The organism is Streptomyces sp. NBC_01017, assembly GCF_045162795.1.
Classification (GTDB): domain Bacteria; phylum Actinomycetota; class Actinomycetes; order Streptomycetales; family Streptomycetaceae; genus Streptomyces; species Streptomyces machairae.
In genome coordinates this window covers 2,822,810-2,848,495 of the sequence record NZ_CP108683.1, presented here as the reverse complement: position 1 = coordinate 2,848,495, position 25,686 = coordinate 2,822,810, and the positions used below count along the sequence as shown (strand labels likewise).

Genomic DNA, 25,686 nt, shown 5'->3' with positions numbered 1-25,686 from the left:
ACGTCTGTTCCGAAAATTCTTCACCTTGGAACGAGATGTTCAGAGCGTAATGGCCGAAACGTGAGAGTCAATACCTGTAATGAAGAATCCAGAATCCGGTAGTGCGGGACCCGGGGGTCTCACCCGGCTGCGGGCCGCCGTCCGCGACACATGGGACGAACTGTCCGCGTCGGAACGGACCGTCGCCCAGTACCTCGCCAGCGCCCCCGCCGAGCAGCTGATGTTCGCGAGCGCGCAGGAACTGGGCGCGGCCAGCGGCACCAGCAACGCCACCGTCGTACGCGCCCTGCAGCGCCTCGGATACGCCGGCCTGCCCGCGCTCAAGCGGGAACTCGCCGCCGACTTCACCTCCGCGCTCGCGCCCGAGGTGCGGCTCCAGCAGCGCATCGCGCACGTGGGGCAGGACCTGGAGGGCATCTGGAACGACGTCTTCGACGAGACGCAGGAACGCATCGACCAGTGCCGGCGGCTCACCAGCGCCGACGCGCTGAAGCGGGCGGTCGAGGTGCTCGCGGAGGCGCGTGAGGTGTTCTGCTACGGCGTCGCCGCGTGCGAACTCGCCGCCCGGCACCTGGCGTTGTCCCTCGGCCGGATCGGCCGCCGGGCCCGTTTCGTCGGCGAGACCGGCTTCGCCCTCGCCGACCCGCTGCTCACCCTCGGGCAGGGCGATGCCGTCGTCGTCTTCCAGCCGGGGCGCCGCCTCGCGGAACTGAACGTCGTCGTCGAGCGGGCCCGCGCGGTCGGCGCCAGGGTCGTCTTCGTCACCGACGAACTCGGAGAGGTCTTCGAGGACCGCGTCGACGCCGTCCTCACCGCCCCCCACACCCCGACCGGCAACACCAACGAGGCCCTGACCGGCCTCGTCGTCGCCGACGCCCTCGTCCTCGCCCTGACCACCCTGGACGAGACCCGAGCGGTCGAGCACTCCCACCAGCTGACGGCACTGCGGGAGCAGTTGCTGGCGCAGAAGGAGCCGCGCCCGCGCAAGACCTGAGACGACTGCGCCGTATCCGGTGTTACGGCCGTAACGGCCGTAGCGGTCCTTACGACGGCCTCACTCGGCCGGTGTGGCCCCCGGATCCGTCAGGGGCTGTTCCGTCCAGATCACCTTGCCCGCCGCCGAGTACCGGGTGCCCCAGCGCTCGGCGAACTGCGCCACCAGGAACAGACCCCGGCCGCCCTCGTCCGTAGCGGCAGCGCTGCGCAGGTGGGGGGCTGTGCTGCTGCCGTCGGAGACCTCGCAGATCAGGGCGCGGTCCCGGATCAGGCGGACGCGGATGGGGCCGGTGGCGTGGCGCAGCGAGTTCGTGACCAGCTCGCTGAGGATCAGCTCGGTCGTGAACGCCTCCTCCGACAGGCCCCAGTCGTCCAGCGTCCGGGTGGCCGCCGCCCGGACCCGCGCCACGGCGGAGCGGTCGTCCGGAACGTCCCAGGTCGCCGTGCGATCGGGGCTGAGAACCCGCGTCCGGGCGACGACGAGGGCGATGTCGTCGCGCGGACGCTCCGGCAGCAGGGCCTCCAGTACGGCCTTGCACGTCTCCTCCGGCGTCCGGCCGCCCGTCGGCGGCGTCGCCGCGAGTGCCCCGCGCAGCCGCTCCAGGCCCTCGTCGATGTCCTGCCCCTGGCGCTCGACCAGCCCGTCCGTGTACAGGACCAGCCCGCTGCCCTCGGGCAGCCGCAGCTCGGTCGCCTCGAAGGGCAGGCTGCCGCTCAGACCCAGCGGCGGCCCGCCGGCGACGGCAGGGAACTCGACGTCGCCGTCGGGGTGGACGAGCGCGGGTTCGAGATGGCCGGCGCGGGCGAGGGTGCACAGCCCGGAGGACGGGTCGTACACGGCGTACAGACACGTCGCTCCGGTGACCGGCGCGCCCTCGTTGCCGCCGTCGTCCTCGTCCTGGTCGATGCGGGCGACCAACTCGTCCAGATGGCCGAGGAGTTCGTCGGGCGGGAGGTCCAGGGTGGAGAAGTTGTGGACCGCCGTACGGAGCCGTCCCATCGTCGCCGCCGCGTGCAGTCCGTGTCCCACGACGTCCCCCACGACCAGCGCCACCCTCGCCCCCGGCAGCGGGATCACGTCGAACCAGTCCCCGCCGACGCCGCCCTGCGCCGCGTGCGCGGGCAGATAGCGGTAGGCGACGTCCAGGGCGCTCTGGTCGGGCAGCGCCCGGGGCAGCAGGCTGCGCTGGAGCGTGACCGACAGGGTGTGCTCGCGGGTGTAGCGGCGGGCGTTGTCGATGCTGACGGCGGCGCGTGCCACCAGCTCCTCCGCGAGGGACACGTCCTCCTGCTCGAACGGCTCGGGCCGGTCGGCGCGCCAGAAGGTGGCCATGCCCATGATCACGCCGCGGGCGCGCAGCGGGACCGTGAGCATCGTGTGGATGCCGAAGCCCACGATGCGGCGGGCGTTCTCGGGATCCTGCACCTGCCAGCCGGAGAAGGCGGGCATGTCCGCCTCCAGCACGGAATCGCCGGTACCGAATCCGAAGGCCTGCGGCGTGCCCTCGCGGAAGTGGATCAGCTTGCCGATCGGGTAGAGCGGGCTGCCTTCCCGTGCGCCCCGGAAGGCGACCCGGCGCATGTCCGCGCGGCCCTCCTTCGGCTCCTCGCCCCGCAGCACGGGATCCGCCAGGTCGACGCTGACGAAGTCCGCGAACCGCGGCACCGCGAAGTCGGCCAGTTCCTGCGAGGTACGCGTGACATCCAGGGAGGTGCCGATCTCCAGGCCCGCGTCGTACAGCAGCTTCAGCCGCTCCTGCGCCACGTCCGCCTTGCCGGTCAGCGTCCGCAGCTCGGTGGTGTCCCGCAGGGTGGCCACGCTGCCCGGCGGACCGCCGTCCTGGTCGGTCGACCGCTGGCTGATGGCCAGCAGCCGGCCCCGGGCCAGGTGCACCTCGTCGGTGGCGTCCCGCCCGGAGGCGAACAGCCCGGCGAGGTCGCGGGCGATGCCGAGGTCGGGGCAGGGCCGCCCCTCCGCGTCCGCGGGCAGCCCGAGCAGCCTGCGCGCCTCGTCGTTCGCGAGCGCCAGCCGACGGCGGCCGTCCATGATCAGGACACCCTCCCGTACGGAGTGCAGGACGGCGTCGTGATGCTCGTACATCCGCGTCATCTCGGCGGGCCCCAGCCCGTGCGTCTGGCGCAGCAGCCGCCGGCTGACCAGCGCGGTGCCGCCGGTCGCGAGGACGAGCGCACCCGCCGCCGAGCCGAGCAGCACCGGCAGCTGGTTGTCGACGACCCCGCCCACGCTGGCCAGCGTCACCCCGGCCGACACCAGCCCGACGACCTTGTCGTCGCCGTCGGTCACGGGGACCACCGCCCGCACGGACGGCCCCAGAGTCCCGGTGTACGTCTCGCGTACGACCCCGCCCGCCGCGGCCGGTGCGATGGTGCCGACGAAGTGCTTGCCGATCCGGTCGGGGTTGGGGTGGGTGTAGCGGATCCCGTCGGTGCTCATCACGACGATGAAGTCCACGCCGGTCGCCTCGCGCGCCGCCTCGGCCTGTGGCTGGAGCGCGGCGCTCGGATCCGGATCCGCCAGGGCGTCCACGACACCCGGCGCGTTCGCGAAGGACTCGGCCACGGCGAGGGACCGGTTGCCGGCCTCGCGTCTGGTGTCGGTGCGGACCTGCAGCACCAGTGCCACGACGGCGGCGGCGACGAGGAGAACGACGATCGCCGCCTGCAGTACGAAGACCTGCCGGGCGACGGTAGCCGCGCTCACCAGCGACCGCAGGCGGCCGAGGACTGCGGCCATGCCTCATTTCTAACACCGATGGACGGGGCGGGCACGGGTTCGGTCGCGAGGAGGCCCGGGACGGGGTGCCGGGTTGTGCCGTCGTTCGGGTGCGGCGCCGTTGTGGTCGGTCGCGCAGATCCCCGCGCCCTGCGGGCTACGGCGAGCAGGAACCGACGCGTCCGGTGTTGGGCACGTCATGGTGGGCGGGGGTGACGGCCGGGGCCGGCATGCGGAGCAGCAGCAGTGCCGCGTCGTCGTGGAGCCGGCCGCCGACATGGTCGAGCAGCTCGTCGTGGAGGGCGGTGACGGTGTGTGCCGGCTCGTCGCACGTGTGCCGTGCCAGCCCGTCGGCGAGCGGGTAGAACTCCCGCTCGTGGTCGCGGGCCTCGGTGACGCCGTCGGTGTAGAGCAGCAGCTGGTCCCCGTCGGCGAAGGGCAGGACCTGCAGCGCCGGCGTCTCACCCGAGAGGGTGCGCAGCCCGAGGGGCGGGGCCGGACGGTCCGGGTCGACCGGCACGACGACGGAGTCGCGCACCAGCAGCGGCGGCGCGTGACCGCAGTTGACCACCTCCAGCTGCCCCTCCCGGGGGTACCCGGCGACCACGGCGGTGACGAAGTCGTCGCTGCCCAGGTTGCGCGCCAGACTCCGCTCGATGCGTGCGACGACGGCGAGGAGATCCGGCTCGTCGTAGGCGGCCTCGCGGAACACGCCGAGCACCAGAGCCGCGGTCCCCACCGCGGGCAGCCCCTTGCCGCGCACATCGCCGACGATCATCCGGACCCCGTACGGCGTGGACACGAGCGCGTAGAGGTCGCCGCCGATCCGGGCCTCCGCCGCGGCGGCGCTGTAGCGGACGGCGACCTGGAACGGCCCGACCGTCGCCGGTACGGGCTGCAGGAGCGCGTGCTGGGCGGCCTCGGCGACGGAACGCACGGCGGCGAGCACCCGCTCGCGTCGCCCGCGCAGCGCGCTGGCGAGGCTCCCGGCCAGGGTGACGGCCATCAGGGCGGCCAGCACGACGGCCAGCTCGCGGGCTCCGGCGTCGTCACGGATGCCGAGGATCGCGCCCAGGGCGGCGGCGAGAAGCCCCACCCACAGGACTCCGCGCGGCCCGTTGGTGGTGGCCGCGAGCGCGGGACCCACCGCGAGCAGCGGCAGCCAGGTCATCCCCGATCCGCAGACGAGATCGACGAGCACGATCGCGGAGACGATCAGTATGGGCAGTACGGGCGTAGCGGCGACCAGTCGCCTCGGCCAGTGGTAGCGACCGTGGTGCGGGGCCTGGCTCATGTCTTGTGGGATGTCCTCACCTGTGAGTGGGGGGCGCTTACGGAGCTTATGTCCGATTTATTCAGGAAAGCGGTTCGACCCCGGATGGGACAAGGACACGGATTTCAGATAGTGAGCGAGAGGCCTCGGGTCACGCGGCTCGCGGTCGGGAGCAGACGCGCTCGGACCTCCTCCAGACGGGCCCGCGTCTCCTCCAGCCGGATGCGCCGGTCGGCCCGCAGCGACACCCCGAGCGAGCCGAGGGTGCCCCCGCTGTAGACGGGCACCGCGACGCAGACCGTGCCGAGGGCGTACTCCTCCAGGTCCGTGACCGCCGGGGCCAGGGGCTCGGAGTCGAGCCGCCGGATGAGCTCCGGTGGGTCGGTGATGGTGCTGGGCGTGAGGTCCGAGAGCCGATGACGGGACAGGTAGTCCTTGCGCGACTCCTCGTCCAGCTCGCGCAGCACGGACTTGCCCAGCGCCGTGGCGTGCCCCGCGTCCTCGAATCCCACCCAGAGATCGACCCGGGGAGCGCGGGGGCCGTCCACGATCTCGGCGACCCGGATCTCGCCGTCCTCGTAGAAGGTGAGGTACGCGGCGGTCGACAGCTCGTCCCGCAGCGCGGCGAGCGTGGGGCGCACCCGGCTGAGCAGCGCCTGCGCCCGGCCCGATGTGTGCAGGGTGCCGATCTTGTCGCCCAGGATGAACCCGCCGTCGTCGAGCTTGCGCACGTATCCGTCGTGGACCAGCGTCCGCAGCAGGTGATACGCCGTGGCCAGGGGCAGGCCCGTCTCCCGTGCCAGTTGCTTCGCCGGCGCGCCGTTCTCATGCGCGCTCATCGCCTCCAGCAGGCGGAAGGCGCGCTGTACGGAGCCGATGAGCGTAGGGCCGTCCTGGGCACCCATAGGAACAGCGTGCGCCGGGCGCCGGGCGTGGGCAAGGGGGGCCCGCCCCTGCAAGGCCGGACGGGCTCGGCCGGCGGGCCCGGACCGGCTCGGCCTACAGCACCCGCGCCACGAGAAGAGCCACGTCGTCGTGGTCGTCGGGGTGGCGCAGGCCGTACAGCAGGAGGTCGCAGGTCTCCTCCAGCGGCCTGCGGGGTTCGTCCAGGAAGCCGAGGAGGACGTTCAGGCGGTCGTCGATGGGGTGGAGCCGGGTCTCGACGAGGCCGTCGGTGTAGAGGACCAGCAGATCGCCGGGGCTCAGCTCGACCGTGGTGGTCTCGAACGGGATGCCGCCGACCCCGAGCGGGGCGCCGGCCGGCAGTTCCAGCAGCTCCGGGGCGCGGCCGGGGCGGGCCAGCGCGGGCGGCATGTGACCGGCGTTGGCGATGTGGCACTGCCCGGTGCGGGGGTCGTACACCGCGTACAGGCAGGTGACGATGTAGTGCTCCAGATCGCAGGTGATCTTGTCCAGGTGCTGGAGCACGGAGCCGGGCTCCAGGTCGAGGTCGGCGTAGGCACAGGTGGCGGTGCGCAGCCGGCCCATGGTCGCGGCGGCGTCGATGCCGTTGCCCATGACGTCGCCGACGACCAGCGCGGTCTTGTCGTCCTCCAGCGGGATGACGTCGTACCAGTCGCCGCCGACCTCGCTGGTGGCCTGGGCGGGCTGGTAGCGGGACGCGAGCTCCAGTCCCGTGTGGTGCGGCGGATGGTCGGGGAGCAGGCTGCGCTGCAGGGTGAGGGCGGTGTTGCGCACGCTCTGGAACCAGCGGGCGTTGTCGATGGCCACGGCGGCCCTGCTGGCCAGCTCACTGGCCAGGACGACGTCGTCCTGGTCGAACGGCACCGGATTGCGGGTGCGCTTGAGGTCGAGGGCGCCGAGCACCTCGCCGTGCGCGATCAACGGCACGGCCAGATAGGAGTGGACGCCCGCCCGCGCCAGCAGGGCGGTGGCCTCGTCGTCCCGGGCGATACGCGGCAGGTCCTGCTCGCCGACATGGCGTACCAGAATCGGCCGGCCGGTGTGCACGCACAGGGTGACCAGCCGGTCGCCGTCGTACGCGGCGAGGTCACCGGGAGGGTCGGCGGCGCGCAGCGCCACGCTCGGGTAGGCCGCCTTCAGCGCGAGGGCGCGGAACAGCTCCGGGCCGTTGTCCGGCTTGCGGTTGCGCCGGCAGGCCAGCGCGGAGTCCAGGATGTCCACGGCGACCACGTCGGCCAGCTCGGGAGTGGCGACCTCCGCCAGCTCGTGGGCGGTCCGGTCCACCTCCAGCGAGGTGCCGACCCGGGTGGAGGCGTCGGCGATCAGTGCCAGCCGCCGCCGGGCCCGGTCGGCCTCCGCTGCCGCGCGGTGCCGCTCGGTGACGTCGACGAACGAGATGGCCGCGCCCAGGACCCGCCCGCCCGGGTCCTCCAGCCGATAGAACGACAGCGACCAGGCGTGCTCGTTCTCGGGGTCCGCCGGCGGACGGCCCACGTGGTACTGGTCGAGCAGCGGGGTGCCGGTGGTGAGCACCTGGCGCAGAGAGGACTCGATCGTGTCGATGTCGGGCAGCGGCAGGGTCTCCCGCAGCCGGCGGCCGACGTGGTCCTCGGCCGGGGTGGCGTCGATACGCTCCAGGGCCGGGTTGACCAGCAGATAGCGCAGGTCCGGGTCCAGGAGCGCGATCCCGATCGGGGACTGGTTGATCAGCCGCTCGCACAGCGCCAGATCGGTCTCGACACGCTGGAGCAGGGAGTGGTCGGCCGCGATGCCCAGGGCGTAGACGTCACCGAGGTCGTCCAGCAGCCGCATGTTGCGGAACTCCGTCAGCCGGGTGCTGCCGTCCTTGTGCCGTACGGGGAAGGTGCCGGCCCAGCTCCGGCCCGTCTCCAGCACCTCCGTGAACAGCTGCGTCACGGCCGGCAGCTGCTCGGGGTGGATGAACAGGCGCGTCGCATGCGTGCCGAGGGCCTCGTCGGCGGTGTAGCCGAAGAGCTCCTCGGCCTGCGGGGTCCAGAACACCACGCGCCCGTCGGCGTCGACGACCACCGCGGCCACGCTCAGCACATCGAGCAGCCCGGTCGGCCGGGGCGGCTCCGGCGCGTACCCGCCTCCCGCGGACTCGAAGGATCCAGCTGTCATCCCAGCTCCTCCTTCACCGGCCGGCACGGCCTGCCGACCTCGGCCACGGTCGGGTACCACGATTGGCGCGACCGGCACCTCCATGCTCTCTCCGGCCCCTCGGCCCTGCCCGGTGAGCGGCCGCCGACGAGTCGCCCGCGTCCGCCCGCACGTCCGCGGAACGGGACCGGGGCCGTCGGCCCGTGCACATCGGGCGGACAAGCAGGAACATGGTCGTGTAGAGGACGGGACCCATGGACGCTGCGTGAGGACCCATGGATGCTGCGCGAGAGGAACCGGAGGCGCCCACGTCCGAAGGACCGAGCGCTCTCTTCGACGCGTCCACCGACGCGGCGGCGGTGGTGTCCGGGCACGGTGCCGTGACCGGCTGGACCCGGGCCGCGGAGGACCTCCTCGGCCACCCCGCCTCGGACATCGTCGGTTCCCCCGCCGCGCGGCTGCTGGCGGTACCGAGTGATCCGGTCCGGGCGGCCGGCGTCGCCGAGCGCTGCCGGGCCGGCATGGGGTGGAGCGGTCTCATTCCGCTACGGCACCGTGACGGCCGCCGCGTCGATGTGGACCTGCGGGTCTCCGCGTCCTTCCGCATCGGAGCGGACGAGTGCTTTCTGATCTCGGCACGGGAGCTGCGGCAGCAGTGGGCGGTGGGCCAGTCCATCCTCGACGGATTCCTGACCCGCTCACCGGTCGGCATGGCCGTGATGGACACCGACCTGCGCTACGTCTGGCTCAACGACACCCTGGAACGCTTCGGCGGTGTCCCTCGCGAGCAGCGCCTCGGCCGTCGGCTGCGCGAACTGCTGCCGGGGCTCCAGGCGGAGACCATCGAGGGCCGGATGCGCAAGGTCCTGGAAACCGGCCTGCCCGTCACCGACTACGAGTACGTGGGATGGAGCTGGGCCGACCCGCACCGTCAGCACGCCTACTCCACCTCCTTCTTCCCTCTCGTGGACCCCGACAACTCGATCACCGGCGTCTGCTACATGGTCCTGGACATCACCGAGCGGTGGAACGCACGCCAGCTGTTGTCGCTGGTCAACGAGGCCGGGACGCGCATCGGCACGACGCTGGACGTGCTGTGGACGGCACAGGAACTGGCCGACTTCGCCGTACCGCGATTCGCGGACTTCGTCGTCGTGGACCTCCTGGAGCCGGTGCTCAGCACCGAGGGGCACGGCACGTGGCTGACCGACGCCGGCCCGGCCCCCGCCAAGCCGGTGATGCGCCGGGCCGGCATGAGCTCGGTGCGCGAGGGCTGCCCGGAGGCCGTGGCGCGGGTGGGGGAGCGGGTGGACTTCGTCCCGCCGCCGCACGACGCGCATCTGCTCATCGACGGAGGGCCGATCCTCATCCCGGACCTCGACCCCTCCGACGAACTGTGGACCTCCGAGCAACCCGCGCGAGCGGCCAGCATCCGCGAGTTCGGCCTGCACTCCCTCATCTCGGCGCCGATGCGGGCCCGGAACACCACCCTGGGCCTCACCACCTTCATACGGTCGCGCAATCCCGTCTCGTTCCAGCCCGACGACGTCCTCGTCGCCCAGGAACTGGTGGCCCGCGCGGCCCTGTGCGTCGACAACGCCCGCCGCTACACCCGGGAACACACGGCCGCGGTCACCCTGCAACGCAGCCTGCTGCCCCAGGCCCTGACGGGCGGTACGGCACTGGAGGTGGCCTCCTCCTATCTGCCGGCGGACCCGAGCGGCGGGGTCGGCGGGGACTGGTTCGACGTGATCCCGCTGTCCGGGGCCCGAGTGGGCCTCGTCGTCGGCGACGTCGTCGGCCACGGCATCACCGCGGCGGCCACCATGGGCCGGCTGCGCACCGCCGTACAGACCCTCGCCGACATGGAGATGCCGCCCGACGAACTGCTGGCCCACCTCGACGACCTCGTGCTGCGCCTCAGCGAGGAGCGGCCCGAGGGCGAAACGGCCGGGGCGGCCCACCAGGGGACGACCGGCTTCCTCGGCGCGACCTGCCTGTACGCCGTGTACGACCCCGTCACCCGACGCTGCACGATGGCCCGCGCCGGACACCCGCCGCCGATCGTCATCGCGCCCGACGGGCAGGTCTCCTACCCGGAACCTCCTGCCGGGCCCCCGCTCGGGCTGGGCGGGATGGCCTTCGAGGCCGGCGAGATCGAACTCGCCGAGAACAGCCTGCTCGGCCTCTACACCGACGGCCTCGTCGCGGACGCCGACCGCGACATGGAACGCGGCATGTCCCGGCTCGGCGAGCTGCTGTCCCGGCGGGACCTCGACCTCGACACGCTGTGCTCGTCCGCGGTGCGGGAACTCGTGCCCGCGCCGCAGCCCGACGACATCGCCCTCCTCCTTGCGCGCACTCACGCCCTGGGCGCCGAGCAAGTCGTCTCGTGGGACGTGCCCGTGGACCCGGCCGCCGTCGCCGACATCCGGGCCCGGGCGACCCGCCAGGTCACGGACTGGGGCTTCGCGGAACTGGCCATGACGACCGAGCTGATCGTGAGCGAGCTGGTCACCAACGCCATCCGCTACGCCGAACCCCCCATCCGCCTACGCCTCCTCCGCGACACCCGTCTGACCTGCGAGGTCGCCGACGGCAGCAGTACCGCCCCACGCCTGCGGCACGCCCGCAGCATGGACGAGGGCGGCCGCGGCCTGTTCCTGGTGGCCCAGCTCGCCCATCGCTGGGGCGCCCGCTACACGGCCGCCGGAAAGATCATCTGGGCCGAACAGGAGATCCCCTGACCACCGCCTCCTCCCGGACAGCGGTGTGCCGGGCCCGAGTAAACGGGCCCGGCACTTCAACCGACGTGCGCATCCCCATCCCCTGAGGGACCAGGATTCACGTCCTCGTCACCGCCATCACCACCCGTGCTGCTCCTTCTCGTGACCGGAGTGCTTGGGCTTGCTGGGGTGCTTGGGGTGGTCCGGCTTGACCGGCTTCACGGGGTGGGCGGGCTTGGAGGGGTAGTCGGGCTTGACGGGCTTGACCGGGTGGGCGGGCTTGGCCGGGTATGCGGGCTTCATCGGCTTGACCGGGTGGGCGGGCTTGGCCGGGTATGCGGGCTTCATCGGCTTGACCGGGTGGGCGGGCTTCGCCGGGTACGCGGGCTTCATCGGCTTGACCGGGTGAGCGGGCTTCGCCGGGTAAGCGGGCTTGGCGGGCTTGACCGGGTACGCAGGCTTGGCCGGATACTCCGGCTTCACCGGCTTGGCGGGGTAGGCGGGCTTGGCCGGGTATTCGGGTTTGACGGGCTTGGCGGGGTACGCAGGCTTGGCCGGGTATTCAGGCTTGACCGGCTTGGCGGGGTACGCGGGCTTGGCCGGATAGGCGGGCTTGGCCGGGTACTCGGGCTTCACCGGCTTGGCGGGGTAGGCGGGCTTGGCCGGGTATTCGGGTTTGACGGGCTTGGCGGGGTACGCAGGCTTGGCCGGGTATTCAGGCTTGACCGGCTTGGCGGGGTACGCGGGCTTGGCCGGATAGGCGGGCTTGGCCGGGTACTCGGGCTTCACCGGCTTGGCGGGGTAGGCGGGCTTGGCCGGGTATTCGGGTTTGACGGGCTTGGCGGGGTACGCAGGCTTGGCCGGGTATTCAGGCTTGACCGGCTTGGCGGGGTACGCGGGCTTGGCCGGATAGGCGGGCTTGGCCGGGTACTCGGGCTTCACCGGCTTGGCGGGGTACGCAGGCTTGGCCGGGTATTCAGGTTTGACGGGCTTGGCGGGGTACGCAGGCTTGGCCGGGTATTCAGGCTTGACCGGCTTGGCGGGGTACGCGGGCTTGGCCGGATAGGCGGGCTTGGCCGGGTACTCGGGCTTCACCGGCTTGGCGGGGTACGCGGGCTTGGCCGGGTACTCGGGCTTCACCGGCTTGACCGGGTAAGCGGGCTTGACGGGGTGCGCCGGGTACTCCGGCTTGACCGGCTTCGTGGGGTATTCCGGCTTGACCGGGTGGACCGGCTTCGCCGGGTACTCCGGCTTGACCGGGTACTCGGGCTTTACGGGCTTGACCGGGTACTCGGGCTTTACGGGCTTGACCGGGTACTCCGGCTTGACCGGCTTGACCGGGTACTCAGGCTTGACCGGGTGGACGGGGTATTCGGGCTTGACCGGGTGCACCGGGTAGGCGGGCTTTTCCGGGTGCACCGGATACGCCGGCTTGGCGCCGTGTGCCGGGTGTGCGGGCTGGGCCGGGTACGGCGGGTGCGGGGTGGTGTCGTCCTGGGCGTGGGCAGTGCCCGCGCTCGCCAGCGCGGCTGCGGCGAGCGCGGCAGCCATGGCGGCGGGTGCCAGAACAGATCGCCATTTCGGCGATGTCGTCATCTTCCACTCTCCTCGACTTGGTTCAGGGCCTCGTGACGGTTGGTCAGCACCAAGAGCCGGACAGTGAGATGAATAGGAAGTACGGTGATATGAATAACGCCGTGGCGGTCATAAGCCACCGGATGGTGTAGCCCCCGGGGGCCAGTTGGCCCGGAGCCCGGCGAGGCGCAGCAGGGCCCTGGCCAACGAAGGGACGCCGGCCAGGGCGAGCGTCAGGACACCGGCCCTCGTCCGTCCCGCAACCCCTCGGCGAACGTCCGCGCGGCGGCCAGGTCCCCGGCGTTCGGCCGCTGCTTGTTGATGCCGCCGACGAGCTTGAAGGGCGTCCAGGTGTCGAACGCCCGGCACGAGAAGCTCCCGTCCACCTCGAAGCCCTTGCCTTGGAGGAGCCGGACGAGAGGGCGGGTGAATGGCGCCGGCGCGATCTCGGGCAGCCCGCTGGTGGCGAACACGAACGCCCGGCCCCGCCCGGCGGGAAGTGCCCTGACGAACTCGGCCAGCCGGGGGTGGAGCCTGCCGTAGAAGACGCCCGAGCCGAATCCCACGAGGTCGGCCCGGGCCGGCTCCGCCAGGTCGGCCTGCTCGGGCGCGACGACCTCCGCGCCGAGTACCTCGGCCATGCTGTCGGCGACACGCCGCGTATTGCCGTGCGACACGGAGGCGCACACGATGACAGTCCTCATGCTCACGATCCCTTCCCTTCACTCGCTTCAGCAGTGAGGACCACGCGGCGGCACCCAGACGTGACAGCAGCTGGATGTGACGCAGCGTCATCACCGGCACGGCCGTGGCCGTGTGCGTGTTGAACCTGCTGTTGAGGCGCTTCGAAAACCAGTGGCACCGCGCTGTTGTGCGCCTTTACCGTGCTGCTGATCCAAGTCATCCAGGCAAGGACGTGCCGTTGTACACCGTGTGAGACCCCCCGAGAGCTGATCTGTCGCGCGTCGCGCATGTGCGCCGCGCTCCTTTTGCTGCGGACTTCTCACTGAAACCGGTGTACTGCTGTGCTCAATCGCTGGGTGGTCATGCCCACCTGCCTGCCGCTCGTTCTCCGCCGTTGCCACACATGCGCGTCCGAGCGCTTCCGCGCCAACGGCAAATTCCGTGTCAACGCGAACCACAAGCTTCTCGACGCCTGGCTCCTCGTGCTCTGTACCGCTTGCGGGGAGACCGCGAAGCTGACGGTCCTGGAGCGGATGAACGTGCGTTCCGTACGCCCTGAACTGCTGGACCGGATGCACGACAACGACCCCGGTCTGGCGGCCGAGTTGCTCCAGGATCCGGCCGTGCGGCGCCGTAATCGCATCGCCCTCGACTGGGACAACGCCTGGCGCCTCGACACCGGCGGATCGGATCACCTGGACCGTGAGGTGATCGACGTGTCGGTCCGCTTCGCGGCGCGGATCCCCGTCCGGCCGGTACGACTGATCGCTGAAGGCTGCGGTCTTTCACGGGCCGACGTCGAGAGACTGATCGCGGAGGGGAAGCTCGTTTCGGCAGTCCGGCTGAGCAGCAAGCTCTCCGGCGACTTCACCTTCACGCTCAAGCGCTGAGCCCCACGGGCCAGGGCCTGTCCGGCAAGATCCGCCGGACAGGCCCTGGAGGGCCACTCCCCGTGTTCCGCGCAAGCGTGTCGCGCAGGAGTGCGCCCTCCAGGGTGATCACTCAGAGCCAATCCCGCCGCTTGAAGATGACGTACAAACTTGTACAAACGATCCCCATCAGGGCGATCGCGAAGGGATATCCGAACACCCAGTGCAACTCCGGCATGTGGTCGAAGTTCATGCCGTAGATCGTCCCCACCAGCGTCGGCGCGAACAGAATCGCCGCCCACGACGAGATCTTCTTGATCTCCTCGTTCTGCTCGAACCCCGCCTCCGCCAGCGCCCGCATCTCCGCGTTCTGCTGCTGCGTGACCAGCGTCGTGTTCACCGTGAGGATCTCGGTGAGGGCCTGGCGGAAGCCGTCGACGCGCTCGCTGGTGTGGGTCACGTGGTCGGCCACGTCGCGCAAATAGCGCTGGAGTTCCTCGTCCGTGCCGTACTTGGAGAAGCCGGCCATCAGGGCGTGCAGCATGCCGACGAGCGGGCGGGTGGCGCGCTGGAACTCGACCATTTCCCGGGAGAGTTCGTAGATACGGCGGGAGACCTCGGGGTCGCCCCGGAAGACCTCGGTCTCGATCTCGTCGATGTCGTTCTGAACGCCCACCACCACCGGCTCGTAGCCGTCGACCACGGCGTCCAGTATCGCGTAGAGCACCGCCTCCGGACCGAGTTTGAGCAGCTCCGAAGTCTCCTCCATGCGTTGGCGTACCGCCGACAGGTCGGGGGCCGCGCCATGGCGGACCGTGATCACGAAGTCGGGGCCGACGAAGACATGCAGTTCGCCGAAGTCGACCTCCTCGGGTGCGTCCAGGTAGCGGGCCGCACGCAGGACCACGAAGAGCGTCTCGCCGTAGCGCTCCAGCTTGGGCCGCTGGTGGGCCTCCATCGCGTCCTCGACCGCGAGCGGGTGCAGGTCGAACTCGGCGGCCAGGGACAGCAGTTCGGCCTCCGTGGGGCGGGCCAGGCCGATCCAGGCCATGCCCGAGGACTGGTCGCGCAGCTCGCGGTAGGTCTCGGCGAGCGTGGCGGGGGCGGACACCCGCACGCCGTCCCGGTACAGCGCCGCCTGCACGACGCTCGCCACCTCGGAGGAGCCGGAGGCCGTGGTGCTCGCCGCGGGCGCCTGCTCCGGTGGCTCCGGTTGCGGCGGGGGAGTGACGGCTCGGCGCCAGGCGGACTTCACGGGGTTCTTCGAGGCGGGGCGTGCGCGTCGCTCGGACATCGCGGCTGCCTCCCGGTCTGGACGACGACTGGGTGATCTCCGATGCAGGATATACGGGGCGAATGGCATGGGAGGGCTGAGGTGATCCGGGATTCCGTGGAGTTGCGGACCGAAGGTGTCCGCAAGCCTCGCTAGCGTGCGGAGCATGACGAAGCGCAGCACAAAGAAGACGGCGGTCGCGGCCGGCCCCGTGCTCGGCACCCGCGCCCTCAACCGTGCCACCCTCGACCGGCAGCTGCTGCTGCGTCGCTCGCCGCTGTCGGCCCTGGCGGCCGTGGAGCATCTGGTCGGCCTCCAGGCCCAGGAGGTCAAGCCGCCCTACTACGCGCTCGCCGCCCGCCTCGACGGCTTCACGCCCGGTGAACTGTCCGGGCTGCTGGCCGACCGCGCCGCCGTGCGGATGGTCACCATGCGCTCGACGATCCACCTGCACACCGCCGACGACAGCCTCACCCTGCGTCCGCTGGTCCAGCCCGCCAGGGACCGCGAGATCAACTACTTCCGCAAGGGCCTCGTCGGCGTCGACCTGGACCGGCTCGCCGTGCTCGCCCGCGACCTCGTCGAAATCGAGCCCCGCACCATGAAGCAGCTGCGCGAAGCCCTGATCGTCGAGTGGCCGGACGCCGACCCGCAGTCCCTGGCCGTCGCCGCCCGCTGCAAGCTCCCCCTCGTCCAGGTCACCCCGCGCGGACTGTGGGGCCGCAGTGGACAGGTCACTCTCACCACCGCGGAGAACTGGCTGGACCGTCCCGCCGAGCCGGCCGCCTCACCCGATGCCACGGTGCTGCGCTACCTGGCCGCCTTCGGGCCCGCCTCCGTGAAGGACATGCAGACCTGGTGCGGCCTGACCCGGATGCGCGACGCCTTCGAACGGCTCCGCCCCGACCTGCTCACCTTCCGCGACGAGAACGGCGTCGAGCTCTTCGACCTCCCCGACGCCCCGCGCCCCGATCCGGACACCCCGGCCCCGCCCCGCTTCCTGCCCGAGTTCGACAACCTCCTCCTCTCCCACGCCGACCGCACCCGCGTGATCCCGCCCGCGAACCGTGGCCGTACCTGGCAGGTGAACACCGTCTACTGCCCCCTCCTCGTCGACGGCTTCCTCGTGGGCGTGTGGCGGATCGTCGGCGACGAGCTCGTCATCGAGGAGTTCACCCAGCTCACCAAGGCTCAGCGCGGGGAGGTGACGGAGGAAGGGGAGCGCATGCTGAAGGTGATGCACCCGGACGCGTCGTACGACATCCGCTTCGGGACCGTGATCCCTTAGTCGGCAATCCCCTGGTCGGCGATCCCCAAGTCGGCACCACGCCGGCACCGTGCAGGTGTCAGTCCGCCCGTCCCGTCACCGCGACCGTCACCCCGAGCCCGATCATCGTGCACCCGCCGGCCCCGCCTATCAGGGACAGCCGGCGGTCGGAGCGGGCGAACCAGCTGCGGGCCGCCGACGCGGTCAGGCCCCACAGGGTGTCCGTGACCAGGCCGATGGTGATCGGGACCAGGCCCAACAGCAGCATCTGCAGCGGGATGTGGCCCGCCGAGTGGTCCACGAACTGGGGGAGCACGGCGGCGAAGAACACCACGCCCTTGGGGTTGGTGACGCCGACGAGGGCGCCGTCGAGGACCGTACGGAGGTCACCTCGCGTCGGTTCCGTCGGCTGCTGCGTCCCTGTCGCCGAGGCCTTCAGCTCCTTGCGGTGCCGGAACGCCTGCACCCCCAGGTAGACCAGATAGGCCGCGCCGACCAGCTTCACGGTCAGATAGACCGTCACGGACCGCTCGACCAACGAGCCGATGCCCACCGCGACGGCGACCACCAGGAGATACGAGCCGAAGACATTGCCCAGCGCGGTCGCCACTGCGGTGCGGCGGCCGTGCGCCAGGGCGCGGCCGATGACGAACAGGACACTCGGCCCCGGAATCACGATCACCAGCAGCGACATCGCCGCGAACGCCAGCACACGATCTGTGGACACCATGCCCATCACCCCCATCCGGAGCCCATTCAAACAGGCACCACTGACAACGGGACAGGGCCGTGGATATGGCTGTCGGGCATGGCTGTCGGGCATGGCCACGGGGCATGGCCACGGGGCATGGCCATGAATGTGGCGTTGGGTGCCGACATGGATGCGCACATGGATAGGGGGCGTTGCGGGCCGCTCGTGGAGGCCCGCAACGCCCCCTGGTCTTTCACCTGGGGTGTGCTCAGGAGACCTGTTCGCTGACCTCGTCCGAGAACGTGGTCAGCCGGGTGTAGATGCCCGGGTACCCGGCTTGGGCGCAGCCCTCGCCCCAGGAAGTGATGCCTGCCAGGACGCCCCCGATGAGCAGGGGACCGCCGCTGTCGCCCTGGCAGGTGTCGACGCCGCCGGAGGTGTATCCGGCGCAGACCATGTCGGACGAGATGAAGTCCGAACCGTAGGAGCTCGCGCAGCTGGAGTTGGACACGACCGGCACGGTCGCCGTGCGCAGCTGGTTGGAGGAGCTGCCGCCCGAGGAGGTGGTGCCCCATCCGATGATGCGGGCGGTGGCGCCGGTCGCGTACACGCCGGTGTCCGAGGAGTCGACGTACGAGGCCGGCGTGTACGGCATCGACGTGGACAGGGTCAGCACGGCAACGTCGTTGCCCTCGGTGACGTCCGAGTAGTCCGGGTGGATCCATATGTCGCTGACCTGGCTGACGGTGCCGTTCGTGCCGTTGAGGTAGGTGCGCCCGCCGACGACCCGGACGCTGCTGTTGCTCTCGCCGACCATGCAGTGGGCCGCGGTGACCACCTTGGTCGCGGAGACCAGCGTGCCGCCGCAGAACTGGTTCTGTGAGGCGTCCGTGATCTGCATCATGAAGGGATACGAGGTCGTCGTGGTCGTCGTACCGCCCACGATGCGGGAGGACGCCGCCTCAGCGGTGGGGGCGCTGAGCAGTGCGGCCGCGGCGGCGGCAGCGGTCGCCGCGACGGCGGCGGTCTTTCTGGCACGGGTGAGCCCGAACATGAGACTCCTCATTGGGGGGTTGCCGGTGGGGGGTCGCGCGGGTGTGGGGGGTGCACGAGGGTCGCGGACCGGCCCCCGTGTGCCCGAGCGAGCGGCACGAACTCAAGGTAGGTCCCGGAGGTTTCCCTTCCCAATGAGGGAACCCCCTAAGGGAGTTGGGCAGGGAAAACCCTCGGTCCGCCCGGATAAACCCACACGGACCGACAAAGACGGGTGAACTCACCTCGTACGGCGCCCGGATCCCGCCTCGCAACGGCGCAGAGATCCCGCGTCGTACGGCGCCCCGGCCTCAGGTCGTGCGGCGCCCCGCCGCCAGTCTGACGATGTCGACCCGCGATCGGATCCCCAGCTTGCGGTAGACGCGGGTGAGCGTCGCCTCGACCGTCTTGACGCTGATGAACAGACGTGCGGCGATCTCCCGGTTGGTCGCGCCCTCCATGACGAGCGCGGCGACCTGACGTTCCATCGAGGCGAGCCCGTCGAGGCCGTCGAGCCCGTCCGGGGCGGAGGCGGGGGCGGGGGCCGCCTCCGCGGGCCGCGCGGCGGCGGCGACCTCGACCTGCCGCAGCCAGGGCAGTGCCCGGCAGCGGCGGAACAGCCGGGCCGCCTCGTCGTACGACGTCGGGCCCGCGGTATCGGAGCGCAGCTGGGCCAGGGCGAAGGCGGCCCGCGCCTCTTCGAGGCTGTAGCCCAGCTTGCCGAGCCGGTCCTGAGCCGACGTCAACTGCACCACGGCGGCGTCGTGTTCGCCCCGCGCCGCACGGATCAGCGCCTCGGCCCGGTCCAGTACGGCCAGTACGCTCTCGCGGTCCAGCCGCAGCGCCAGCTCACGCGTGCCGTCGATGACGTCCTGCGCCTCCGCGATCTCACCGCTGCGCACCAGGGCCTCGGCCAGGTCGCCGTGCCACCGTCCGCGCGCCGGGTCGGTGATGCCGAGGCCCTGCTCCACCTCCCGCACCCGGCGCAGCGAACGGACCGCCGCCGCCACATCGCCGGCCACCAACTGGGCGTGCCCCAGGGCGGCCAGGGCACGCGACACGTACATCTGGTCGCCGTCCTCCTCGGCGTGCGCCACCGCTTCCCGCGCCAGCTCCAGCGCCCGGTCCACGTCCCCGCCCGCGGCCTCCGCGAGCGAGGTCAGCACAGCCGAGGCCACCTCGCCGATCCCGGTGTCCCGGGCCAGCCGCAGGCTCTCGCGGGCGAGGTCGAGGGCGCGTGAGCAGTGCCCGGAGTGCAGTTCGGTCTCGGCCACCCCGCGCAGGAAGTGCACCTCGCTCTCGACCGACCCGCGCCGCCGCACCTCCCGCAGCAGGGCGGTGACCGTGGCGCGCGCCTCGGCCAGCTGGTCGCTCATGATCAGCCAGCGGAACCGGGAGTAGCCGGCGCCGTTGTGATGGCACGCCACCCTCGGGTCCTGGGGCTCTTCGAGTGCCCGCCTGATGGTCGCGGGGGCGTCCGCGTGGCCCATGAGGGTCTCGATCTGGGCCTGGAAGGCGAGGGCCATCAGCTCGGTGTACCGGTCGCCGGCCCGCGCGGCCAGCTCCGCCGCGTACGCCGCCTCGCCGCGGGCCCCGTCGAAGTCGCCCTCGACGAGCAGGGCGCGCCAGGTGAGTTGGTAGTGGACCAGGGCGAGCAGCCGGGGGTCGTCGCCGGCGTCGGCCAGGGCCTGCGGGAAGATCGCGTCGACCTCCGTCATGGCGTGGCCCGCCGTGTCGATCACGATGATCCAGGCCCGCACCCGGTCCTCGGGCACGGTCGTGCGGCTCAGCACTTCACGGGCGATGTCCCGGGCGAGGTCCAGTTCCCCGGCGGTGATCGCGTCCTCGGCGGCGGCCAGGCGCATCAGTTCCGGGCTCGGGGGGCCGTCCGCCGGGGTGTGCCGGGCGGCCAGCAGCCCCAACTGCGCGGCCACCGACGGCGCTCCCCGGTCCCGGGCCAGGGCGGCGGCCTCGGCGAGCCGGGCGGCGACCTCCGGGTCGGTGCCATGGGTCGCCAGGGCCAGGTGCCGGGCGCGCTCGATGGGGTCGGACGCGGCGGTGGACAGGGCGGCGTGCGCGGCCCGGCGGTCCTGCGCGGGCGCCTCCGCGTACAGCGCGGCGGAGATCATCGGGTGTGCGAACCGTACGGTGGGACCCTCGGGTTCGGTGGCGAGCAGCCCGAGTTCGGCGGCCTGGGCGGTCTCGGCCTCGGCGTTGGCGCGGCCGGCCTCGTGCAGCAGGGCCAGCGTGGGGCGGGCGCCCGCGCTCGCCACGAGGAGGGTGCGGCGGGCTTCCGCCGACAGCATCTCCAGGCGGTTGAGCACCAGGGCGCGCAGCGAGGTGGGCACCGGCAGGGGCTCGCCGGGGCGGGGCGGTGTGGGGTTCTCTGCGAGGGCGCGGCCCAGTTCGAGGGCGAACAGGGCGTTGCCGCCGCTGGTGCGGTGGATGTCGCGGACCGTGGAACGGGGCAGGCCGGTGTAACCGCGGTGGTCCAGCAGGGCGGACAGCTGGGCGCGGGAGAGCGGGCCCAGCCGGACGGCGAGGGTGTCCGGCGGAGACGCGCGCAGCTGGCGGTCGTACTCCTCGCCCTCGGTCCGCACCGCGCACAGCATCCGCACCGGGGTGTCGCCGAGGCGCCGGGCGGCGAATCCGAGGAGTTCGGCGCTGGCCGGGTCGAGCCATTGAAGGTCGTCGGCGACGACGAGGACGGGCCCGGTGTCGGCGAGGGCGCGCAGGGCGGACAGCACGGCCAGACGCAGGGCGAGGCCGTCGCGCTGGAGGGTGGACTCGCCGCGGCCGGTGAGGGCCGACTCCAGGGCGGTGCGCTGCGCGGCGGGCAGCCGCCCGGACACCTCGTCCAGGACCAGGCCGAGGAGGTCGGCCAGGGCGAGGAAGGGAAGGTGGGATTCCGACTCCGTGGGCGAGCAGCGCAACACGGTGCGTGCCGCGCCGCCGTATTCCCCGGCCAAAGCCCGCAGGACCGTCGACTTCCCAATTCCGGCAGGGCCGTGAAGCAGCACGCTGCCGCCCCGCCCGAGCTGCTCACGCGCCGCCGTGAACAGCTCCTCCCTGCCGATGACCTGGTCGGGGCGGCAGCCGGCAGGCTCCTTGAAGTCCCGTCGCACGGTCACCGCTCCCCTCCGTGTGTCGTGTTCGGGCCAATATTAGGCAACAGGTCTTTGAATTTCGGACCGACGACATGGTGAGGCAAATAACAGCGACGGGCATAGGGAAATTCAAAGCACGGATGAATGAATGGAGGGTCGACGGGTGGGCCGGCCTACGGCAGCAACCCCGCCCGGCGTGCCGCGACCACCGCCTCCCCGCGCGTGTGGGTGCCCAGCTTCCGCATGGCCGACCGCAGATAGCTCCTGACCGTCTCCACCCGCAGCCCCAGCCGCTCGCCGGCGACCGCGTTCGTCGAGCCGGCGGCCACGCACGCCAGCACGTCCAGCTCGCGCGGGGCCAGCCGTACGCCGCTCGGTGCACGCGCCGGGCCCTCGGCCAGCAGGCCGCAGGCGTCCAGCAGTTCCGCGCGCAGGGCCGGGTCGCCGATGCGCGGGGCCAGGGCCCGCAGCGCCGCATGGGCCTCGCGGACCTGCTCCCAGTCGGCGCCCCGGTCGAACGGCGGCGTCTTGACCGACGCCGTCTCCGCCCGCGCCGCCTCCAGCAGCCCCCGCACCTCGTCCCGCACCACCAGCGCCTGTTCGACGTCCCGTGCCGCCTCCACGGCCGCCGTCAGCGTGCGGTCGCCCAGCGGCTGGGCCGTGCGCAGGGCGCCGTACAGGACTCCGCGCACCCGGCGTCGTACGACGACCGGGACCGCCAGCACCGAACGCAGTCCCTCCACGGCGACGGCGGCGTCGTACTCGTGGGTGATCTGCCGTGAGGCGGAGTAGTCCGTGACCGCGCACGGGCGGGCGAGGGCCACCGCCTTGCCGCCCAGGCCGTTGCCGGCGGTCACCGCGAGCCTGCTCAGGGACTCGGTGGCCGTGCCGTTCAGTTCGCTGATGCGCACGCGCGGACGCCCGGGTTCCACCAGGCCGCCGAAGGCGACCGGCAGCCCGGTCGAGCGGCGCAGGCGCAGCAGCGCGCCCCTTATCTCCACCGATGCGGCCGCGTCCACTGCCACCTGCTCGCCCTTTCCTGCGGCTTTCCCGAGCGCACACCCCCGTTCGGGGGTAGTGAGACCCACGTCACGGATTACACGATGGCAGAGGGCCGCCCGGCAAGGTTCCGGTAACCAGGAGGAAAGATGACGACGGGGACGGAGGAGTTCCGCAGTGCGCGGGACTTCCTGCTCGAGCACCGCGAGGACTACACGACCGCCTACGAGGGCTTCACCTGGCCCCGGCCGGAGCGGTTCAACTGGGCGCTCGACTGGTTCGACGTCATCGCGGACGGAAACGACCGCACCGCGCTGCACATCGTCGAGGAGGACGGCAGCGAGGTCCGCCTGTCCTTCGCCGAGATGTCGGAGCGCTCCGACCGCGTCGCGGGCTGGCTGCGGGCGCGTGGCGTCCGCACCGAGGACCGCGTCCTCGTCATGCTCGGCAACCAGGCCGAACTGTGGGAGATCGCCCTCGCCGCCATGAAGCTGCGTGCCGTCGTCATCCCGGCCACCCCGCTGCTCGGCCCCGCCGACCTGCGCGACCGGGTGGAGCGCGGACGGGTGCGGCATGTGCTCGTGCGGGCCGAGGACACCGGCAAGTTCGACGAGGTGCCCGGCCGCTACACGCGCATCAGCGTCGGCGGCGCACGCGAGGGCTGGCAGACGTACGAGGACGCGTACGCCGCCCCGGCCGGCTTCACCCCCGACGGGCCGACCGCGGCCGACGACCCGCTGATGCTCTACTTCACGTCCGGCACCACCGCCCGCCCCAAGCTGGTCGAGCACACCCACACCTCGTATCCGATCGGGCACCTGGCCACCATGTACTGGATCGGCCTCAAGCCCGGCGACGTGCACCTGAACATCTCCTCGCCCGGCTGGGCCAAGCACGCCTGGTCCAACCTCTTCGCGCCGTGGAACGCGGAGGCGACCGTGTTCATCCACAACTACACGCGCTTCGACCCGGCTCGCCTGATGGCCGAGATGGACCGCGCCGGCGTCACCACGTTCTGCGCCCCGCCGACCGTCTGGCGCATGCTCATCCAGGCCGATCTGAGCGCCCTGCGCACCCGCCCGCGCGAGGTCGTCGCCGCCGGTGAGCCGCTCAATCCCGAGGTCATCGAGCGGGTGCGCGAGGCGTGGGGCGTGACCATCCGGGACGGGTTCGGGCAGACCGAGACCGCGGTCCAGGTCTCCAACAGCCCCGGCCAGCCCCTGAAGACCGGTTCCATGGGCCGCCCCAGCCCCGGCTTCCGCGTGGAACTCCTCGACCCGGTCTCCGGCGCACCCGGCGCCGACGAGGGCGAGATCGCCCTCGACCTGTCCGCCCGCCCCGTCGGTGTGATGACCGGCTACCACGGCGACGCCGACCGTACGTCGGAGGCGATGGCCGGCGGCTACTACCGCACCGGCGACATCGGCTCCCGGGACGCCGACGGCTACATCACCTACGTCGGCCGCGCGGACGACGTCTTCAAGGCGTCCGACTACAAGATCTCCCCGTTCGAGCTGGAGAGCGCCCTGCTGGAGCACGAGGCGGTGGCCGAGGCGGCCGTCGTGCCCGCGCCGGACGCGCTGCGGCTCGCGGTGCCGAAGGCGTACGTCGTCCTCGCGCAGGGCTGGGAGCCCGGCCCCGACACGGCCAAGGTGCTCTTCGAGCACTCACGGGAGGTCCTGGCGCCGTACAAGCGCATCCGCCGCATGGAGTTCGCGCCACTGCCCAAGACCGTCTCCGGCAAGATCCGCCGCATCGAGCTGCGCGAAGCGACGGCAGCCGGTTCGGACGCCGAGTACCGCGAGGAGGACTTCCGGTGAGCTCAGAGCTGTCGTACACGCACGGGACGAGCGACACCGCCCTGCTCGGCGACACGATCGGCGCCAACCTGGACCGGGCCGTCGCCGCATGGCCCGACCGGGAGGCGCTGGTGGACGTGCCGTCCGGACGGCGCTGGACGTACGCCCGGTTCGCCGCCGATGTCGACGAGTTGGCGTACGCGCTGCTCGCGAGCGGCGTCGCCAAGGGTGACCGGGTGGGCATCTGGGCGATCAACTGTCCCGAATGGGTGCTGGTCCAGTACGCCACGGCCCGCGTCGGCGCGATCATGGTGAACATCAACCCCGCCTACCGCACCCACGAGGTCGAGTACGTCCTCAACCAGGCGGGAATCTCGCTCCTCTTCGCCTCCCTGAGCCACAGGACGAGCGACTACCGGGCGATGGTCGAGCAGGTGCGCGGAAAGTGCCCGCAGCTGCGGGAGACCGTGTACATCGGGGACCCGAGCTGGGAGGCGCTGATCGCGCGGGCCACACCTGCCCCGTTCGAGGAGCTGTCCTGCGACGACCCGGTCAACATCCAGTACACGTCGGGCACGACGGGCTTCCCCAAGGGGGCCACCCTCTCCCACCACAACATCCTCAACAACGGCTATTTCGTAGGGGAGTTGATCGCGTACACCGAGCAGGACCGGGTCTGCATCCCGGTGCCCTTCTACCACTGCTTCGGCATGGTGATGGGCAATCTGGCCGCCACCTCGCACGGCGCCTGCATGGTGATCCCGGCCCCGTCCTTCGACCCGAAGGCCACGCTGGAGGCAGTCCAGCAGGAGCGCTGTACGTCCCTGTACGGCGTCCCGACGATGTTCATCGCGGAGCTGAACCTCCCCGACTTCGCGTCGCACGACCTCTCCTCCCTGCGCACCGGCATCATGGCGGGCTCGCCCTGCCCGGTGGAGGTGATGAAGCGGGTCGTCGCCGAGATGCACATGGAGGAGGTCTCCATCTGCTACGGCATGACCGAGACGTCCCCGGTGTCCCTGCAGACGCGGCGGGACGACGACCTGGAACATCGCACGTCCACGGTCGGCCGCGTCCTGCCGCACATCGAGGTGAAGATCGTCGACCCGGCGACCGGTGTGACCCAGCCGCGCGGCACGGCGGGCGAGCTGTGCACCCGCGGCTACAGCGTGATGCTCGGCTACTGGAACGAGCCCGAGAAGACCGCCGAGACCGTCGACGCCGGCCGCTGGATGCACACCGGCGACCTCGCGACGATGCGCGAGAACGGCTACGTCGAGATCGTCGGCCGCATCAAGGACATGATCATCCGGGGCGGCGAGAACATCTACCCCCGCGAGATCGAGGAGTTCCTCTACGCCCACCCCAAGATCGCCGACGTCCAGGTCGTCGGGGTGCCCCACGAACGGTACGGCGAGGAGGTACTGGCCTGCGTCATCGCGCGCGACGCGGCCGCCCCGCCGACGCTGGAGGAGCTGCGGGCCTTCTGCGACGGGCAACTGGCCCACTACAAGATCCCGAGCCGGTTGCAGGTCCTTGAGTCCTTCCCGATGACGGTGTCCGGGAAGGTGCGGAAGGTGGAGCTGCGGGAGAAGTACGCGGACAGCAGGGGCTGA

Annotated in this window: 17 protein-coding genes; 6 read left to right on the top strand and 11 right to left on the bottom strand. The window is 71.6% G+C overall.

Annotation, left to right across the window (positions count from 1 at the left end; all coding sequences use genetic code 11):
• Window positions 1-79 precede the first annotated feature (79 nt).
• Window positions 80-994 (top strand): MurR/RpiR family transcriptional regulator, encoded by a 915-nt coding sequence (locus OG331_RS13175; RefSeq protein WP_406195416.1) that lies wholly within the window; start codon window positions 80-82, stop codon window positions 992-994.
• A gap of 60 nt (window positions 995-1,054) precedes the next feature.
• On the opposite strand, the gene OG331_RS13170 is transcribed toward OG331_RS13175, so the two are convergent.
• From OG331_RS13170 to OG331_RS13155, 4 genes are all read right to left on the bottom strand, one after another.
• Window positions 1,055-3,751: a SpoIIE family protein phosphatase gene (locus OG331_RS13170; RefSeq protein WP_406195414.1), complete on the bottom strand. Its 2,697-nt coding sequence runs from the start codon at window positions 3,749-3,751 to the stop codon at window positions 1,055-1,057.
• A 136-nt stretch (window positions 3,752-3,887) separates the two neighbouring features.
• Window positions 3,888-5,024, bottom strand: coding sequence for a PP2C family protein-serine/threonine phosphatase (locus OG331_RS13165; protein ID WP_406195411.1), 1,137 nt, complete (start codon window positions 5,022-5,024; stop codon window positions 3,888-3,890).
• Window positions 5,025-5,128: 104 nt separating this feature from the next.
• Window positions 5,129-5,908 (bottom strand): IclR family transcriptional regulator, encoded by a 780-nt coding sequence (locus OG331_RS13160; protein ID WP_406195409.1) that lies wholly within the window; start codon window positions 5,906-5,908, stop codon window positions 5,129-5,131.
• Between the two features lie 94 nt (window positions 5,909-6,002).
• Window positions 6,003-8,069, bottom strand: a complete 2,067-nt coding sequence (locus OG331_RS13155) for a SpoIIE family protein phosphatase (protein ID WP_406195406.1) — start codon at window positions 8,067-8,069, stop codon at window positions 6,003-6,005.
• Window positions 8,070-8,323: 254 nt separating this feature from the next.
• Between OG331_RS13155 and OG331_RS13150 the strand changes: the two genes are divergently transcribed.
• Window positions 8,324-10,795: a SpoIIE family protein phosphatase gene (locus OG331_RS13150; protein ID WP_406195404.1), complete on the top strand. Its 2,472-nt coding sequence runs from the start codon at window positions 8,324-8,326 to the stop codon at window positions 10,793-10,795.
• 117 nt (window positions 10,796-10,912) lie between these two features.
• Here OG331_RS13150 and OG331_RS13145 read toward each other — a convergent pair whose 3' ends face one another.
• On the bottom strand, window positions 10,913-12,370 hold the full coding sequence (locus OG331_RS13145) for a hypothetical protein (protein ID WP_406195402.1): 1,458 nt from the start codon (window positions 12,368-12,370) through the stop codon (window positions 10,913-10,915).
• Window positions 12,371-12,582: 212 nt separating this feature from the next.
• The gene (locus tag OG331_RS13140; RefSeq protein ID WP_406195399.1) at window positions 12,583-13,053 is read right to left on the bottom strand and encodes a flavodoxin family protein; all 471 of its coding nucleotides are present in this window, start codon (window positions 13,051-13,053) and stop codon (window positions 12,583-12,585) included.
• Window positions 13,054-13,395: 342 nt separating this feature from the next.
• Between OG331_RS13140 and OG331_RS13135 the strand changes: the two genes are divergently transcribed.
• Complete coding sequence (locus tag OG331_RS13135) at window positions 13,396-13,923, top strand: DUF1062 domain-containing protein (RefSeq protein ID WP_406209989.1); 528 nt, start codon at window positions 13,396-13,398, stop codon at window positions 13,921-13,923.
• A gap of 112 nt (window positions 13,924-14,035) precedes the next feature.
• Here the strand turns inward: OG331_RS13135 and OG331_RS13130 are convergent, their stop codons facing one another.
• Entirely contained in the window at window positions 14,036-15,196 is a 1,161-nt protein-coding gene (locus OG331_RS13130; protein ID WP_406195397.1) for a magnesium and cobalt transport protein CorA, read from the bottom strand.
• 145 nt (window positions 15,197-15,341) lie between these two features.
• Here OG331_RS13130 and OG331_RS13125 point away from each other — a divergent pair, with 145 nt between their 5' ends.
• Window positions 15,342-16,463 (top strand): winged helix DNA-binding domain-containing protein, encoded by a 1,122-nt coding sequence (locus OG331_RS13125; protein WP_406195395.1) that lies wholly within the window; start codon window positions 15,342-15,344, stop codon window positions 16,461-16,463.
• A 58-nt stretch (window positions 16,464-16,521) separates the two neighbouring features.
• Here OG331_RS13125 and OG331_RS13120 read toward each other — a convergent pair whose 3' ends face one another.
• The 4 genes from OG331_RS13120 to OG331_RS13105 form a co-directional block, all read right to left on the bottom strand.
• A complete protein-coding gene (locus tag OG331_RS13120) occupies window positions 16,522-17,172 on the bottom strand; it encodes a LysE family translocator (protein ID WP_406195393.1) in 651 nt (216 codons plus the stop codon).
• Window positions 17,173-17,401: 229 nt separating this feature from the next.
• Window positions 17,402-18,187, bottom strand: coding sequence for a S1 family peptidase (locus tag OG331_RS13115; RefSeq protein ID WP_406195390.1), 786 nt, complete (start codon window positions 18,185-18,187; stop codon window positions 17,402-17,404).
• A 289-nt stretch (window positions 18,188-18,476) separates the two neighbouring features.
• Entirely contained in the window at window positions 18,477-21,296 is a 2,820-nt protein-coding gene (locus tag OG331_RS13110; protein WP_406195387.1) for an AAA family ATPase, read from the bottom strand.
• A 149-nt stretch (window positions 21,297-21,445) separates the two neighbouring features.
• Window positions 21,446-22,291: a response regulator transcription factor gene (locus OG331_RS13105; protein WP_406209986.1), complete on the bottom strand. Its 846-nt coding sequence runs from the start codon at window positions 22,289-22,291 to the stop codon at window positions 21,446-21,448.
• Window positions 22,292-22,420: 129 nt separating this feature from the next.
• On the opposite strand from OG331_RS13105, the gene OG331_RS13100 reads away from it, so the two are divergent.
• Entirely contained in the window at window positions 22,421-24,091 is a 1,671-nt protein-coding gene (locus OG331_RS13100) for an AMP-binding protein (RefSeq protein ID WP_406195385.1), read from the top strand.
• Window positions 24,088-25,686, top strand: a complete 1,599-nt coding sequence (locus OG331_RS13095) for an AMP-binding protein (protein WP_406195383.1) — start codon at window positions 24,088-24,090, stop codon at window positions 25,684-25,686. Before OG331_RS13100 ends, OG331_RS13095 begins: the two co-directional genes overlap by 4 nt.